Origin of the sequence: Streptomyces nojiriensis (genome assembly GCF_017639205.1) — a bacterium.
In the GTDB taxonomy this organism is placed as follows: domain Bacteria; phylum Actinomycetota; class Actinomycetes; order Streptomycetales; family Streptomycetaceae; genus Streptomyces; species Streptomyces nojiriensis.
In genome coordinates this window covers 190138-205585 of the sequence record NZ_CP071139.1, presented here as the reverse complement: position 1 = coordinate 205585, position 15448 = coordinate 190138, and the positions used below count along the sequence as shown (strand labels likewise).

The following is a 15448-nucleotide window of genomic DNA, read 5'->3' as shown; positions in this document are numbered from 1 at the left end:
GTCCAGGGCCCACGGCCTACCGCCCACGGTCCGTGGCCCGGCCACGTCCCACGGCCGACGGGCTGCGGCCCACCACCCACCGGTCACGGCCGACGGCCGACGGGCTGCGGCCCACGCCCGACGGGCCACCGGCCACGCCCGACGGCCCACGCCCGACGGGCCACCGGCCACGCCCGACGGCCCACGGCCTACCGCCCACGGTCCGTGGCCCGGCCACGTCCCACGGCCGACGGGCTTGCGGCCCACCACCCGCCGGCCGCCACCTACCGGTCACGGCCTACCCGGCCACGGCCTACCCGGCCAGGCCCGACGGGCCACGGCCTACCCGGCCAGGCCCGACGGGCCACGGCCCACGGCCACCGGACATGGCCGACGGCCGCGGCGGGCGGCTCAATGCGGGCGAGCCAGGGCCGATCGCCTACCGCCCATGGCCGGCTGGCCACGGTCCACGGTCGATGGTCGATGGTCGATGGGCTGGGCTTGTGGTTTTGGGCGGTGGCTTTGGGGGGTGGGGGGGCTCAGGTCTGGCATTGCTTTGTTGCCGCGGGGGACCAGCCGCTCCAGGCGGCGCCGGCGGCCCGGGCGTGGACCCGGATCTCCACCTTCACCGGGCCGCACACCCGTGTAGTGCTCCCCACCTCGAGGGGGCCCACGGACTCGCCCGCCCGCACATGGGTGCGGCCGCTGCCCACTTTCTCCCAGTGGCCGCCGTCGACGACACGGAAGAACGCCTCGTAGGAGACGTCCACCCCCCTCGTTCCGGTGTTGCGTGCCCTGATGTGCGCCGTGATCTCCCGTGTGGGGAACCGGCCGGCCGATCCCCGCTCGGCGCTGATGCAGCCGTTGACGGCCACCCGGCCGGTGGAGGTGCCCCCGCCGCAGGCGACCGCCGGGGCGCGGGCGCCGGCCGGGACCGCCAGCACGGTCAGCACGCCCAGCGCGGCCGCGCCCAGGACCGTTCCCGTACGCCTCAGCAGCAATGTCTCGTTCCCTTCTCCGGGCCGGTGTCGGTGAGGAGACCATGGCCCCCCGCAGGCATGGCGGGCAGCGTTTCGCCCACGGTTTCGCCCACATGGACGCGGACGGACCCGGACGGACCCGGACGGACCCGGACGGACCCGGACGGACCCGGACGGACGCGGACGGGCGGGGCGGGGCGGGCGGACCGTGACGGGGGAGGGGCCCGGCGCGGTACGGCCGTACCGGGCCGGACTCTCCGGCCCGTTCCGGGCGGTGCACTGCCCCTGCGGCCGTGCCGGGTACGGGCACGGCCCGCTCCGGCCGTGCCGGGCCTGCGGCCCGCCCCCTTTTCCCGGCCTGCGGGGCGGTTCCGGTCCTGGGCCGGCGGCTTTCCCGGCCTCTGGGGCGGTTCCGGCCGGCGGCCGGCGGTCCCGGAAGGGGGTACGGCTGGTGACAGCCGGTGAGATCCGGGCGTCTGGGGGGTGACCCGCCCCATAGGGCCCACGTCACATACGAGCCGGGGTAGTAGCCCCTGCAGGTCCTGTACCGGCCCCTGGTGGTGGCCTCCACCTGCACGGATCCCTCCGGCACCGGCGGGGGGCGGCTGGTGTCCGGCTGCGAGGGCGCTTAGTAACCAGGGTCGTTGCCAGGGGGTCGGGCCGTCTGTAGAACTGGATGAGTCGCCAGGCGGCAGGGGTACTTCACCCGCCGCCGACGAACCCCTCTCCACCGCGTGAGTGGCTCACGCATGTCTTCGGCATGCCTGCGACCGCCCTTGTTTCCCTGTGGAAGGTCAATCCGTGTCCAACACCGTCATCCGCCGCATCGCCGCTTCCAAGAAGGCCCTCGCGGGCTCCGTCGTCGCCCTGGGCGTCGCCGGCTCCATGCTCGCCACCGTTCCCGCCCAGGCGGCCCCGGTGAGCGCCAAGGCGATCGCGCAGCAGATGATCAAGGACCCGGCCCAGTTCGCCGCGTTCGACAAGATCATCTCCCACGAGAGCGGCTGGGACTACACCGCGACCAACGCCTCTTCCGGTGCCTACGGCCTGGCCCAGGCCCTGCCGGCCTCGAAGATGGCCTCCGCGGGTGCGGACTGGAAGACCAACCCGGCCACCCAGATCAAGTGGGGCCTGGACTACATGAACGACCGCTACGGCAGCCCGGTCGGCGCCTGGAACTTCTGGTCCGCCAACCACTGGTACTAAGCCGCCACCAGCGGACAGCACAGCACAGCACGCATACGACGACGCCCGGCCCGGACACCCCGGCCGGGCGTCGTCGCGTCCGCGGCCACCGCCGTCTTCCCCAAGGTCCGGCGAGGCGGGCGGTCACCGGGACGGAGCCCGGCCGACGCGGCCCTGCCGCACCCGCCGGCCGGTGTGATCGCCGGCCGGCACCGGGCGGCGGCACCGGGCGTGCCGGGCGGAAACGGCATCCGGCATCCGGTGGTGTGCGGGCCGGGAGGACGGCCGGCGGCACGGCGTGGTCTTCGTGCACGGCATCACGCCGCGGGAACCGGGACCGCGTACGGGGGTGTCCGCGGATCCGTCGCGTCGCCGGTCACGCACACGCAGGGATGGCGCAGGGTGTTCGGCCCGGCGGCGGACGGCGAGGGCGTGGTGCGGGCCGGCGCGTTCGGCGGATGGTCCTCCGCCGCCGAAACACGGGCCGGGGGACGGTGCGGTGCGACCGGCCGGCATGTCCCGTGACGCGGTGGAGGCGGTCCGCCCCGCGCCCGGCGCACCGCGTCCCCGGTCCCGCACCGCGTCCCCGGTCCCGCACCGCGCCCCCGGTCCTGTACCGCGTCCCCGGTCCCGGTTGGACTGCGCTGGGTGGCGGGCGGTCCCACAATGGGACCGGGGCATGCGCGTGGCCGTTCCGCGGCGGTGCCCCCCCGGCTCGCGCCGGCTGAGAGGAACGCGTTCATGCGCGCTGAGACGTCACCGGCCGCAAGGAGGGCGGGGGCCTTCGCCGCGGTCGCCGTCGCGCTGTTCTGTATCCAGCTCGACTTCTTCGCCCTCAACCTCGCCATCCCCGAGATCGCGGCGGAACTCGGCGTCACCGTCTCGGCCGCGCAGTGGACCCTGTCCGCCTACATGCTCGCCATCGGCTGCTTCTTCATCATCGGCGGCCGGGTGGGAGACGTCTTCGGCCGGCGCGGCAGTCTGCTCGCCGGGATCGCCCTGTTCGCGGCCGGTTCCGCGGGCTGCGCGCTGGCACCGGGCCTGGGCCCGCTGGTGGCCGCCCGGATCGTGCAGGGGGTGGGCGCGGCGTTCGTCTTCCCGGTGTCCGTGTCCGTGATCACCAACACCTTCCCCGCCGAGTCCCGTGCCGCAGCCCTCGGCGCGGTGTTCGGCGTCGCGAACATCGGGACCGCGCTCGGGCCCTTCGTGGGCGGCGGGTTCACCGAAGGCCCCGGCTGGCGCTGGATCTTCTGGCTGATGGCACCGCTGAGCCTGCTCTCGCTCCTGACCGCCCTGGTGTACGTACCCGACTCGCGCGACACCTCGGCACCCCGCCGGCTCGACCTTGCCGGCTGCGCCCTGATCGTGTGCTCGCTGGCCGCGCTCACCCTGGCCGTCGAACGCGGGGACGCCTGGGGCTGGGGGAGCGCCCGTACCCTCCTGTGCTTCGCGCTGGCCGTGACGGCCGGCGCCCTGTTCCCGGTACGCGAACGGCACGCCCGCCACCCCCTGGTCGATCTGCGGCTCCTGCACAACGTCCCGTACGTCCTGGTGACCGGGATGGGCTCGCTCGCGAACATGGGCTACGGCGTCACCGTCTTCCTCGCCACCCTCTACCTCCAGGACGTACGCGGGCTCTCGCCCCTCCTGGCGGGCACGGTGTTCCTGGCCCCGGCCCTGCTGGTCGCGGTCAGCGGCCCGCTCGGCGCGCGCCTGGGCCGGCACATGCGGCCGACCGCGGTCATGGCGCTCGCCGGCGCGATCGCGGGCACCGGAATGTACGCGCTGGCCGGGGCCGGCGCGTGGTGGCTGTACGTGCCGGTGTTCGCGTGGTGCGGCCTGGGCCTCGGGCTGGGCTGGACCTACTCCGGCGTGGCGACCCAGCAGGTCGTCGCACCGGAGCGGGCGGGGGAGGCCTCGGGCGTACTGCTGACGTTCCTGGTCACGCTGGGCGCGATCGCCCTCGCCGGGACGGCGGCGGCGATCTCCGCGATGACCCCGCAGCACCCGCCCGAGGACGTCTACGACGCGATCCTGCGGCTGGGCGGGGTGGTCATCGTCGCGGCGGCGGCGGCCGTCATGGCCGTACGCCACCGGCTCGTGGTGCTCGGCAGGATCCCGCCCCTGTCCCTGCGGGCGGACGCCGCCGCCGCCGCGCGGGAGCCGGGCCGCCGGCCCTGACGGCGCGTCCGCCCCGACCGCCCCCGCCCGCTTCCGCCGCCCCGCCGCACTCACCGCCCGGCACGCACCGGCCGCCGCTGCCGCCGCCTTGCTGATCTCCCGGTCGGAGGTCTCGACGAGGCCGTCGGTGAAGAGCATCAGGACGTCGCCGGGGCGCAGGTTGCCGCGGGCCGCAGCCGCGGGCGCGTACGGCCGGCGGGCTCCGGGCGGTTACGCGTTCCCGGCCCGCGTCCCGCGCACGGAGCCCGCGCACGCAGAACACCGAGGGCACCCGGCCGCCGGGCACCACACCCCCGCACCCCCGTCCGCACCCCCGCCCGAACGACCGCCCCGCCGAGGTCTGCGCCGCCGGGGCCTTGCCGGTGGGGGCGGCCACCACCGGTCCCGGTCCCGGTGGTGGCGAGGCGGGACGCGCTGCGGACGGTGCGCGGGATCACGCGGGACTGCCGTCCCCGCCGGCCGAACTCCCTGGTGGGGCGCACCCGTTCGGGACACCGTCCGGGCTGTCGTCGCCGGATGCCCGAAGCTCCCGGGAAGTCCGCCGCCGCGATGACCGCCTGGCAGGAAGGGCCGGCCCCCCGGGGGGCCGCCTGCGCCGCGCGATCGCCGAGCGAACCCGCCCCCGCACCCCGACAGCCCGGGGGGGACGCGCCGCCGCGCGTACTGGACGTCGCCGCGGCGACGGCGGCGACGGCGTGCGCCGCACCGCCCGCGGGCACCACGTCACCATCGCAGGCCGCCCTGCCCGCCGCCGCGCCCGCCCTGCCCGCCGCCGCGCCCGCCCTGCCCGCCGCCGCGCCCGCCCTGCCCGCCGCCGCGGCCGGGCGGGCCGCGGCGCCCGGATTGACGGAGCCGATCACCTGTCGGCGGGCCGGCGTGGCCGCGCCGTCGGCCGGATCCGCTGACGCGGATCCGGCGTGGTCCTGTGCCACACCTTCCTCCGGTACTTGAACGGCGTGTCGGGGACATTCGCCGCGATCCCCGCCCCGCTGAAGCGCGGCGGGCCGTTCCCGGCGACGGCGGCCCTGAACGCCGCCGTCCGCGGGACGGACCCCGCCGCCGCGCCGTCCGCGCCCGGCACTACGGCATCCGCGCCTTCTGCGGCTGTGTCACCGGCGGCGCGCGGACGCACGGCCCGGCGTTCCACGCCGGCCTCGAGCGACCGGAGCCCGCCACCGGCGCCCGCCCGCTCTGCATGCGTACGGCGAGGTTCTTGCGGCTGACGGCACGCAACGGGCCACCCGGGGCCGGACGTCCGGCTCCGTACACGGTCCGGACCTGATCACGGCGGCCTTCCTGTAATCCTGCGATCCTGCGCTCCGCGGTACAGGCGCGGGAACAGCAGGGAACGCTCCCGCTCCCGCCGGGCCGGGTGGACAGGAGCGGGCAGTGCCGGACAGTCACCGGCCCCGCAGGGCCTGGAGAGTGGACACCGCCGGGCACGAGTCTGTGCCCCATGAAGGCCGCACCTGCCCGGGCGGCCGGCACGAGACCCGTATCCGCACTCCCGGGAGCATCCGCCATGACGTCCCGCGCCCTGCGCACCCTCACCGTGCTCACCGCCACCGCCACTGCCGGCGCCGCTCTTTGCGTCACCGGCTCCACCGCCTATGCCGCCCAGGACACCGGGCGGCGCGTGCCGGGGATCGCCGCCGCCTGGACCCGTGCCTGGAACGGCACCGATCCCCGGGCGCTCGGCGCCCTGTTCACCGCCGACGGCACCTACACCGACGGGGCCGTCGGCGTCACCTTCCGCGGCCGCACCGAGATCGCGGGGTGGAAGGCCCGCGCCGGCACCCTCATCGACAACGTCCGTGTCACCGTGCGCAGCACCCGCCTCGACGGTGACCGCATCACCGTCCGGGCCGTCTACTCCGGCATCTCAAGGGCGCGCCCAGGTCCTTCGCCGTGCCGATGACCACCCGGCTCGGCCTGGACGGCAGTCACTGCCGGATCGCCTCGGATGAGGACCGCTACAGCCTGGCCGCCGTCCTCGCCCAGTCCGGCCTGCCCGCCGGCTGGACCCCGCCCGCCGTCTGACGCCGGCCGCCAGGGCCGCCGTACGCACCTCAGCGGCCGCGGCGCCCGCCCCGGTGCAGCGCGAGCCCGGCGGCGGCGCTTACGGCGGCGGTTACGGCGGCGGCGGTTACGGCGGTGGCGGTGCCGGCCGTCATGAAGCCGTTGCGTGAGCGCCAGGACAGCACCGACCAGCGGGACTGCGCGGACAGCAGCGAGCCCGTGCTGAGCCAGGAGCCGGCGGAGAGCGCGGACAGGCAGGAGCCGAGGGAGGCGGCCGAGAGTGTGCAGCCCACGGAGCCGACCGACAGTACCGAGCCCACGGAGCCGATCGAGAGCACCGACCCCACCGAGCCGATGGACAGCACCGAGTCCTTCGACCAGAGGGACAGAAGGGAACCGTCCCTGCGCCGCCACGGGTCCGTCCATGCACGAGATCCGGTCACGGGCCCATCCTGGCAGGGAAGGGGGCCGTGGGGGAGGGGTACTCGCCGGGCGGAGCCGGCCGGAATCGAACCGGCGTCCTCGCGGTGTTGGAGACCGCGCGCGTCGACCTCTGCGCTACGGCTCCGCCCGCCCCGGGATCGTACCGGTGCCGCACACCCCCAGACCGCCCCCCCGGCACGGCACCCCCCCGGCACGGCACCCCCCGCCACGGCCCCCCGCCACGGCCCCCGGTAGGGCTTCCGGGGGGTGTGTCGTGTTCTTCCGGACAGCCGCACCGCAGAACGTCCGATTATCGACCCCTTGGGAGGGAACGCCGCGTGCGTTCCCGTCGGTTCACCGGAGGGAACCGGGTCGGGCCCGCACGACTCGCCCCGGCCGGCAGACCGATGGCAAGGAGAAACCGTGCGCATACTCTTCACCGGACCGGCCGCGGCCGGTCACCTCTTCCCGATGATCCCGACCGCGCAGGCCTTGCGTGCCGCCGGCCACGAGGTGCTGTTCGCGGGCTCGCAGCCGCTCGGCCCGCTCCGCGAGAGCGGTTTCCCGATCGTCGAGATCGGCGACGGCCGCAGCATCCGGGACGTCTTCGAGCAGTCCACGGACCAAGAAGTGCGCTACGTCGCACCGGACCTGACCACGGACCAGATCCTCGACAGGGCGGCCCACGGCTTCGCGCTCGTCTCCCGCTCCACCGTGGACGGCCTGCTGGAGGCCGCCGACAGCTGGCGTCCCGACCTGCTGGTCTACGACTCCTTCCAGGCCTCGGCCCCGCTGGTCGCGGCCAAGCTCAAGATCCCGTCGGTGGTCCACAACTTCGGTGTCACCTCCGGCCTGGACATGGTGGCCCGGCTCGCCGCCAACTTCACCGAGGCGTACGGGACGTACGGGGTGGCCGGCCCGGCCGAGCCCACCGCGCTGAACATCGTCCCCGCCTCGCTCGGCGGCGACCCGGGCGGCCTGCGCGTGCGCTACCTCCCCTACAACGGCGGCGGCACCGTCCCCGCCGGGCTGCTCCGGCGCGCCGGCCGTCCGCGCGTCGCCGTCACCCTGGGCACCGTGCTGACCGAGCTGGACGGCGTCCGCGCCATCGTCGGTCTGATCGAGGCCGCCGCGTCGGTGGACGCCGAGTTCCTGCTCGCCGTCGGCGACGCGGACCTCGGCCCGCTGGGCACCCTCCCCGACAACGTCCGCCCGCTGCCCTGGGTCCCGCTCGCCGAGCTGCTGACCGCCTCCGACGCACTGGTCCACCACGGCGGCTCCGGCACCCTGCTCACCGCCCTGCAGGCCGGCCTGCCCCAGCTCCTGCTGCCCCAGGGCGCCGACCACTTCGCCAACGCCGACGCGCTCACCGCCACCGGCGCCGCCCTGCGTTCCGCCTCCGACGCCGTCGACGCCCCGCTGCTGACCCGCCTCACCGCCGACCCGGCCCTGCGCGAGGCGGCCGCCCGCCTCCGCGCGGAGAACGCGGCCCTGCCGACCCCGGCCGAAACGGTCCCCGCCCTGGAGGCCCTGGCCGCCTCCTGAGGAGCGCATACCGGATCAGTACGGCCGCCGGGCCCGGCCGGGGGACGGCCGTACAGACCCGGCGAGCGCGCACCCCTGCCCCCGACCGCGCCCCCGCCCGTACTCCTGCGGCGGGGGCCCATACGCGGCTTCGTGCTCAGCCCGCGACGCCGGCGCCCGGGGCGGGCAGGGGGGTGCGGGCGACCACGGCCATGAGTTCGAGCGGGAGTTCCGTGTCGTGCTGCCCGACGGTGAGGCCGATCCAGCGGCCGCGGTCCGGGACGGTCCACACCTGCATGCTGCAGGCGCACTGGGACAGGCTGCCGACCGGCTCCGGGACCCACTCCCCGTCGAAGCCGACCTCCAGGTACGGCCCAAGGTCCACGGTGAGCGGATCGCCCCAGCGCACCGTGAGGGCCGCGGCCAGAGTGCCGAGGACGGCGCTCATCTGCGCGTCGGCCAGGTTCAGGGCCCGGTGGTACTCGTCGTCCCAGAAGTCCTCGCTCGCGCGCAGCACACGGACGCGGAAGTCCGGGCCGCCGTAGCCGGCGGCGTCCGCGAAGTCCGCCGCCGGGAAGGGCAGCGCGATCATCGCGTCGATGACCGGCAGGTATCGCCCGGGCGCCTCTTCCGGGACGGCCTCCGGCCCAACGGCCTCCGGCCCAACGGCCTCCGGCCCAACGGCCTCCGGTTCAGCGGCCTCCGGCTCGGCGGTGCTCATGGCCGCAGGCTACGAGACCGCCCGGACAACCCCCGCACCGGGCCCGGTGCCTCAGCCGCCGCTCAGGGTACGGCCGAGGAGGGGCAGCAGCCGGTCCCAGTGGCGCTGCAGCCCGGCGGGGTCGAAGGCGTCGGTGTCGGACATGGTGAAGCCGTGGACGGTGCCGGGGTAGACCTCGCAGGTGTGGCCGACACCCGCGGCGTCCAGGGCCCGTTCGAGCTCGCCGAGGGCCTCGGGCGTCATGTCGGATTCGGCGTGGCCGAGGTGGACCTGGGCGGTCAGCGTGGACAGGAGGCGGCGAAGGTCCTCGGGCCCGTCGGCGCCCACGGGGCCGTGGAACGCGGCGACGGCGGCCACCAGGCCGGGGTGCGCCGCGGCGGTGCGCATCGCCAGGAGCCCGCCGATGCAGTAGCCGGTCACCGCGACCGGGCCGGCCCCGACCTCGGACCGGGTGGTGAGGAACCTGAGGTAGGCGTCGGCATCGCTCAGGACACGTTCGGGGGTGTGCGCCTCGATCAGGGGCATCAGCCGGGCGAAGACCGCGGGCCGGGCCTCTTCCCCGATGTACTCGGGGAGGTCGATCACCGGTGCCGGGCCGTGCCGGTGGAAGAGGTTGGGGACGAGTACGTAGTACCCGTGCCCGGCGAGTTCGAGGGCCATCTCCCGCAGTACGGGCCGGATGCCGAAGCCGTCCGGGTACATCAGCACCCCCGGGTGCCGTTGCCGTCCGCCGCGGTCGGGGAAGGCGGCGAAAGCGTCGGCCGGGCCGTCAGGGGTGGGGATCGACAGGGTCGTGATGGGCATGAGTTGTCTCCGTCGTGGTCGGTAAGGCCGATGTGGCGAGCCTGTGGTCGAACACGGCGGAGGCGGAGCTCGGGCGGCGGCGCGGGCTCCTCGCCCGGACCGGGAGTCCGCACCGGCCCGTACGGCGCTCAGCGGAGCACCGGGTCACCGATCCGTGTGTGGCGCGATGCCGTCCCGGGAGTCATGGTCGCCCACCCTAGCCGCCGGGCGGCTCCGTTCGCGAGGAGGATTCGGGGGTTCCCCGGCCAACTCCCCGGATCCCGGGCCCGGTCGGCGCTCCCGGCCCCGCGGCGGGCGGCCCGGCTCCCGGTGGCCGGAACTCGCCCGGGGCGGGTGAACAAAGAGCTACGTGCTGGTAACTTACGCGAGTTGATCAAGGTCGGGGTGTGGCCGGCCACGCTCCCGGCCCGAGCCACCCCCACCCCAGTCAAGGAACCACATTGGCACGCACCGTCGCTGCGGCGGCCCTCGTCCCCACCACGGCCCTCGCACTCGGCCTCTCCCTCCTCGGCGCCGCCCCCGCGTCCGCCGCGGACGCCCCCACACCGCACCTGGACTCCGTCGAGCAGACCCTGCGCCAGGTCTCGCCGGGCCTGGAGGGCTCGGTGTGGGAGCGCACCGCCGGCAACCGGCTCGGCTCCTCCGTCCCCGGCGGCGCCGACTGGCTGCTGCAGACCCCCGGCTGCTGGGGCGACCCGGCGTGCGCGGAGCGGCCCGGATCGCGCCGTCTCCTGGAGAAGATGCGCCAGGACATCGCCGGCGCCCGCGAGACGGTGGACATATCGACGCTCGCGCCCTTCCCCAACGGCGGCTACCAGGAGGCGATCGTCGCGGGCCTGAAGGAGGCCGTGCAGAAGGGCGGCCGGCTGAAGGTGCGCGTCATGGTGGGCGCCGCGCCCGTCTACCACTCCACGGTGATCCCGTCGTCCTACCGCGACGAGCTGCTCGCGAAGCTGGGCCCGGCCGCCGCGGGCGCCATCACCCTGAACGTGGCCTCGATGACCACCTCCAAGACCGCGTTCTCCTGGAACCACTCCAAGCTGGTCGTCGTGGACGGCACCTCGGTGATCACCGGCGGCATCAACAGCTGGAAGGACGACTACCTGGAGACCTCGCACCCGGTCGCCGACGTCGACCTCGCGCTGACCGGGCCCGCCGCGGGCTCCGCGGGCCGCTACCTGGACTCCCTGTGGGACTGGACCTGCCGCAACAGGAGCAACTGGGCCTCGGTCTGGTTCGCCGCCTCGCCCGGCGCGGACTGCATGCCCTCCCTGCCCAGGCCCGCCGCCCCGGCGGGCGGCGGGGACGTGCCCGCGCTCGCCGTCGGCGGCCTCGGCGTGGGCATCCGCCAGAGCGACCCCGCCTCCTCCTTCCGCCCCGTCCTGCCCACGGCCGGCGACACCAAGTGCGGGATCGGGGTCCACGACAACACCAACGCCGACCGGGACTACGACACCGTCAACCCGGAGGAGAGCGCCCTGCGCGCCCTGGTCTCCAGCGCGACCTCGCACATCGAGATCTCCCAGCAGGACGTGCACGCCACCTGCCCGCCCCTGCCCCGCTACGACGTGCGCCTCTACGACGCCCTCGCCGCCAAGCTCGTCTCCGGCGTGAAGGTCCGCATCGTCGTCAGCGACCCGGCCAACCGCGGCACGATCGGCAGCGGCGGCTACTCCCAGATCAAGTCGCTCAACGAGGTCAGCGACGCCCTGCGCGGCCGCGTGGCGGCCCTGACCGGTGACGGCGGCCGGGCGCGCACCGCGATGTGCGAGAACCTCCAGCTGGCCACCTTCCGCGCGTCCGACCGGCCCACCTGGGCGGACGGCAAGCCCTACGCCCAGCACCACAAGCTGGTCTCGGTCGACGGATCCGCCTTCTACGTCGGCTCCAAGAACCTCTACCCCTCCTGGCTCCAGGACTTCGGGTACGTCGTCGAGAGCCCGGCCGCGGCCGGACAGATCAAGAGCGACCTGCTGGACCCGCAGTGGCGCTACTCCCAGGCCACCGCGACGTACGACTGGGCCCGCGGCCTCTGCCAGGCCTGACACCCCCGGCCCCCGGCCCCCCGGCCCCCGGCCCCCGGCCCCCAGGCCCCAGGCCACCGGGCCCCCAGGCCTCCCGCCCCCGCCGTCCCGGCCTCCGGGCCCCGGCTCCCCGCCCCCGCCGCGCCCGGCCCCTGCCGCCGGGCGCGGCGGGGGCGGCCCCGTACCCCCGTACCCCCGTACCCCCGTACCCCCGTACCCCCGTACCCCCGTACCCCCGTACCCCCGGGGCCGCCGTGCCCCGGCCCCGCGCCGGGCGGGAATACCCCGGGCGCACCCCCCGTTCCCAGTGTGGTTGAATCATCAACAATCTTGGAAGGGGATGGGAAGCCATGCAGTTCGGGATCTTCACCGTCGGCGACGTCACGGCCGACCCGACGACCGGACGCGTGCCCGGCGAGCACGAGCGCATCAAGGCGATGCTCGCCATCGCACAGAAGGCCGAGGAAGTCGGCCTCGACGTCTTCGCCACCGGCGAGCACCACAACCCGCCGTTCGTCCCCTCCTCGCCGACCACGATGCTCGGCTACATCGCCGCACGCACCGAGCACCTGATCCTGTCCACCTCGACGACACTGATCACCACCAACGACCCGGTGAAGATCGCCGAGGACTTCGCGATGCTCCAGCACGTCGCGGACGGCCGCGTCGACCTCATGACGGGCCGCGGCAACACCGGACCGGTCTACCCCTGGTTCGGCAAGGACATCCGCGACGGCATCGACCTCGCCATCGAGAACTACGCCCTGCTGCGCCGCCTGTGGGACGAGGACACCGTCACCTGGAAGGGCAAGTTCCGCACCCCGCTGCAGTCCTTCACCTCCACCCCGCGCCCCCTCGACAACGTCGCGCCCTTCGTCTGGCACGGCTCCATCCGCTCCCCGGAGATCGCCGAACAGGCCGCCTACTACGGCGACGGCTTCTTCCACAACAACATCTTCTGGCCCGCCTCCCACACCGAGCAGATGGTCCGCCTCTACCGGGAGCGCTACGCCCACTACGGCCACGGCACCCCCGAACAGGCCATCGTCGGACTCGGCGGCCAGGTCTTCATGCGCAAGAACTCCCAGGACGCGGTACGCGAGTTCCGCCCCTACTTCGACAACGCACCCGTCTACGGCCACGGCCCGTCCCTGGAGGAGTTCACCTCCCAGACACCGCTGACCGTCGGCTCGCCCCAGCAGGTCATCGAACGCACCCTGTCCTTCCGCGACTACGCCGGCGACTACCAGCGCCAGCTGTTCCTGATGGACCACGCGGGCCTGCCCCTGAAGACCGTCCTGGAACAGCTCGACCTCCTGGGCGAAGAGGTCGTACCCGTCCTGCGCAAGGAGTTCGCGAACCTGCGCCCGGCCGGCGTACCGGACGCCCCGACCCACCCCGCCCGCGTGGCGGCCGCCCGGCAGGCCCCGAAGGAGCGGACCCAGGCATGAAACTCGCCGTCGTATCGGCAGGACTGAGCTCGCCCTCCTCCACCCGCCTGCTCGCCGACCGGCTCACGGCCGCCACGCTCGCCCGCCTGGACGCCGAACCCGAGACCGTCGAACTGCGGGAACTGGCCACGGAGATCGCCCAGCACCTCGTCACCGGATTCCCGCCCGCCCGGCTGGCCGCCGCACTCGACACGGTGGCGGCCGCGGACGGCCTGATCGCCGTGACCCCGGTCTTCGCGGCCTCCTACAGCGGCCTGTTCAAGTCGTTCTTCGACCTCATCGACAAAGACGCCCTCACCGGCACACCGGTCCTCCTCGGCGCGACCGGCGGCACGGCCCGGCACAGCCTGGTCACCGAACACGCCATGCGCCCGCTCTTCACCCACCTGCGCGCACTCGTCCTGCCCACCGCCGTGTACGCGGCCTCGCAGGACTGGGGCGAACAGGGCCTGGCACAGCGGATCACCCGCGCGGGCACGGAACTGGCCCGCTCCATGCACCCCGCCACCCCCGACACCGCCCCCGACACCGCCGCCGCGATCGCACCCCGTTCGGTGACCGGGGCGATCACCTCCGCGGATCCCGCACACGGCCACCGGCCGGTGCCCTTCGAACAGAGGCTGGCCGCACTGCGCGCCGGGTGACGGCCCCGCGGCCCCACCCGGCGGGCAACATGCCGCGGTCGGCGTAATCGACGCTTCGGCCCGGCTTCCTCCTCACGCTGTGACAGTCGATCACGCCCATGTCAGGAGGCCCGTGTGCACAGCTCCCGTGGGCGCGCGGCCCTCCGCACGGCACCCGGGAGCGGGCGGTGAGAGGCACCCGCCCGGACACGCCCCCGACGGCCGCCGCCGACGACGGCTTCCGGCCGGCCGCGCCGCCGGCCTGGACGCGGTGGCTGCCGTTCCTCTACACCGCCCTCGTCCTCCTCCTGGAAGCCGCCCTGCACAAGGAATGGGCGGTGAGCTTCTTCCTCATCGCCCTGCCCGCCATCGCCGCGTACGCCTTCGGCCCGGCCGCCGTGGCCGCGTTCACCGCCCTCGCGATCCTCCTGGAAGGCTCCCTCGCCGCCACCGCCCACCACCTCGGCGAGACCCACCACGTCACCGCCGACATCGCCACCGCCGTCGTCGGCATCCTCGCGACCGCACTCGCCGCACACCGCCGCAGCCAGGAACGCCACCTCGTCCACGCCAACTCCGTCGCCGAAGCCCTGATGCGGGCCCTGCTGCGCCCGGTGCCGCACCAGGTCGGGAACGTGCTCGCGGCCTGCCTGTACCGGCCCAGCGAGGCCGGGACCATGGTGGGCGGCGACCTCTTCGACATCCGCGCCACCCGGGCCGGGGAACGCGCCATCATCGGCGACGTACGCGGCAAAGGACTCCCGGCGGTCCGCACCGTCGCAGCCCTCCTCGGCAGCTTCCGCGACGCCGCCTACGAGGCGCACGACCTGCCGGCCGTCGCCGCCCGCCTGGAACGGGGGCTGGTCCGCGAGGCCGAGGAGACCCGGGACGCCGAACTGTTCGCGACCGCCGTGCTCATCGAGTACGACAGCCTGGCGCACCAGGTGACGGTGGCCAACCACGGGCACGTGGAGCCGGTACTGATCTCCCGCGGCCGGGTACGCACGCTGGACGGCCCGCCGGCGCTCCCGCTCGGCCTGGGCCGGCTGGCCGCACCACACGCACCGGACGGGCAGGACAGACCGGACGGGCCGGACGGGCCGGTGGCGCGCACCCACCCCTTCACCCGGGGCGACGTACTGCTGCTGGTCACGGACGGGCTGGTGGAGGCCCGTGACACCGGCGGCGACTTCTACCCCCTGGTGGAGCGGCTGCGCCACCGCTTCGAAGGCCGCCCGGCACCCGGACCCGCCGACGTCGTCGACTTCCTCAACACCGACCTGCCCCGCCACACCCGCACCCTCCACGACGACGTCGCGATGCTCGCGATCGCCCCGCACGCCCCCGGCTGACACACCACCCCCGCCCCGCCCCGCCCCGCCCCGCCCCGCCCCGGACCGGCCGCCGCACACCACGAAGGCCCCGACAACGACCCGGGGCCTTCGTGCACTTCGCTGACCTACCCGTCCAACGACCCCGGGGGCCGAGCGTCACGCCCCCGCCCCCGGATGCGGCCGGCCGCGCTGCCCGCGCC

The 15448-nt window shown here is 75.0% G+C and carries 14 protein-coding genes and 1 tRNA gene; 10 read left to right on the top strand and 5 right to left on the bottom strand.

The window, feature by feature from the left end; all coding sequences use genetic code 11:
* Window positions 1-518: 518 nt before the first annotated feature.
* On the bottom strand, window positions 519-980 hold the full coding sequence (locus JYK04_RS01015; protein WP_229876818.1) for a hypothetical protein: 462 nt from the start codon (window positions 978-980) through the stop codon (window positions 519-521).
* 780 nt (window positions 981-1760) lie between these two features.
* Between JYK04_RS01015 and JYK04_RS01010 the strand changes: the two genes are divergently transcribed.
* From JYK04_RS01010 to JYK04_RS41820, 5 genes are all read left to right on the top strand, one after another.
* Window positions 1761-2165 carry an aggregation-promoting factor C-terminal-like domain-containing protein gene (locus tag JYK04_RS01010; RefSeq protein WP_202186001.1) on the top strand — a complete coding sequence of 135 codons (405 nt, stop codon included), beginning with the start codon at window positions 1761-1763 and terminating at the stop codon, window positions 2163-2165.
* Window positions 2166-2885: 720 nt separating this feature from the next.
* Complete coding sequence (locus JYK04_RS01005) at window positions 2886-4325, top strand: MFS transporter (RefSeq protein ID WP_189746925.1); 1440 nt, start codon at window positions 2886-2888, stop codon at window positions 4323-4325.
* Between the two features lie 516 nt (window positions 4326-4841).
* Window positions 4842-5276 carry a hypothetical protein gene (locus JYK04_RS01000; protein ID WP_189746927.1) on the top strand — a complete coding sequence of 145 codons (435 nt, stop codon included), beginning with the start codon at window positions 4842-4844 and terminating at the stop codon, window positions 5274-5276.
* 571 nt (window positions 5277-5847) lie between these two features.
* Window positions 5848-6243: a nuclear transport factor 2 family protein gene (locus JYK04_RS00995; protein ID WP_189746929.1), complete on the top strand. Its 396-nt coding sequence runs from the start codon at window positions 5848-5850 to the stop codon at window positions 6241-6243.
* Window positions 6234-6365 (top strand): hypothetical protein, encoded by a 132-nt coding sequence (locus tag JYK04_RS41820; protein WP_268254181.1) that lies wholly within the window; start codon window positions 6234-6236, stop codon window positions 6363-6365. Before JYK04_RS00995 ends, JYK04_RS41820 begins: the two co-directional genes overlap by 10 nt.
* A 29-nt stretch (window positions 6366-6394) precedes the next feature.
* On the opposite strand, the gene JYK04_RS00990 is transcribed toward JYK04_RS41820, so the two are convergent.
* Window positions 6395-6787 carry a hypothetical protein gene (locus tag JYK04_RS00990; RefSeq protein ID WP_229876862.1) on the bottom strand — a complete coding sequence of 131 codons (393 nt, stop codon included), beginning with the start codon at window positions 6785-6787 and terminating at the stop codon, window positions 6395-6397.
* A 50-nt stretch (window positions 6788-6837) separates the two neighbouring features.
* Window positions 6838-6912 (bottom strand) — tRNA-Trp (locus JYK04_RS00985).
* A 278-nt stretch (window positions 6913-7190) separates the two neighbouring features.
* Here JYK04_RS00985 and JYK04_RS00980 point away from each other — a divergent pair.
* On the top strand, window positions 7191-8312 hold the full coding sequence (locus JYK04_RS00980; RefSeq protein ID WP_189746931.1) for a glycosyltransferase: 1122 nt from the start codon (window positions 7191-7193) through the stop codon (window positions 8310-8312).
* 136 nt (window positions 8313-8448) lie between these two features.
* Here the strand turns inward: JYK04_RS00980 and JYK04_RS00975 are convergent, their stop codons facing one another.
* The gene (locus tag JYK04_RS00975; RefSeq protein WP_189746933.1) at window positions 8449-9012 is read right to left on the bottom strand and encodes a hypothetical protein; all 564 of its coding nucleotides are present in this window, start codon (window positions 9010-9012) and stop codon (window positions 8449-8451) included.
* Between the two features lie 51 nt (window positions 9013-9063).
* Complete coding sequence (locus JYK04_RS00970) at window positions 9064-9816, bottom strand: dienelactone hydrolase family protein (RefSeq protein WP_189746935.1); 753 nt, start codon at window positions 9814-9816, stop codon at window positions 9064-9066.
* 440 nt (window positions 9817-10256) lie between these two features.
* Between JYK04_RS00970 and JYK04_RS00965 the strand changes: the two genes are divergently transcribed.
* The 4 genes from JYK04_RS00965 (at window position 10257) to JYK04_RS00950 (ending at window position 15266) form a co-directional block, all read left to right on the top strand.
* A complete protein-coding gene (locus JYK04_RS00965; RefSeq protein WP_189746937.1) occupies window positions 10257-11861 on the top strand; it encodes a phospholipase D-like domain-containing protein in 1605 nt (534 codons plus the stop codon).
* 329 nt (window positions 11862-12190) lie between these two features.
* Window positions 12191-13291, top strand: a complete 1101-nt coding sequence (locus JYK04_RS00960) for an LLM class flavin-dependent oxidoreductase (protein WP_189746939.1) — start codon at window positions 12191-12193, stop codon at window positions 13289-13291.
* Window positions 13288-13935, top strand: coding sequence for a CE1759 family FMN reductase (locus JYK04_RS00955; protein WP_189746941.1), 648 nt, complete (start codon window positions 13288-13290; stop codon window positions 13933-13935). Before JYK04_RS00960 ends, JYK04_RS00955 begins: the two co-directional genes overlap by 4 nt.
* A gap of 167 nt (window positions 13936-14102) precedes the next feature.
* Window positions 14103-15266, top strand: a complete 1164-nt coding sequence (locus JYK04_RS00950; protein WP_229876863.1) for a PP2C family protein-serine/threonine phosphatase — start codon at window positions 14103-14105, stop codon at window positions 15264-15266.
* Window positions 15267-15448 lie beyond the last annotated feature (182 nt).

Coding starts and splice junctions, on each gene's coding strand:
- JYK04_RS01005 (WP_189746925.1), top strand. CDS start 2,886: ATGCGCGCTGAGACGTCACCGGCCGCAAGGAGGGCGGGGGCCTTCGCC.
- JYK04_RS01000 (WP_189746927.1), top strand. CDS start 4,842: ATGCCCGAAGCTCCCGGGAAGTCCGCCGCCGCGATGACCGCCTGGCAG.
- JYK04_RS00995 (WP_189746929.1), top strand. CDS start 5,848: ATGACGTCCCGCGCCCTGCGCACCCTCACCGTGCTCACCGCCACCGCC.
- JYK04_RS00975 (WP_189746933.1), bottom strand. CDS start 9,012: ATGAGCACCGCCGAGCCGGAGGCCGCTGAACCGGAGGCCGTTGGGCCG.
- JYK04_RS00970 (WP_189746935.1), bottom strand. CDS start 9,816: ATGCCCATCACGACCCTGTCGATCCCCACCCCTGACGGCCCGGCCGAC.
- JYK04_RS00960 (WP_189746939.1), top strand. CDS start 12,191: ATGCAGTTCGGGATCTTCACCGTCGGCGACGTCACGGCCGACCCGACG.
- JYK04_RS00955 (WP_189746941.1), top strand. CDS start 13,288: ATGAAACTCGCCGTCGTATCGGCAGGACTGAGCTCGCCCTCCTCCACC.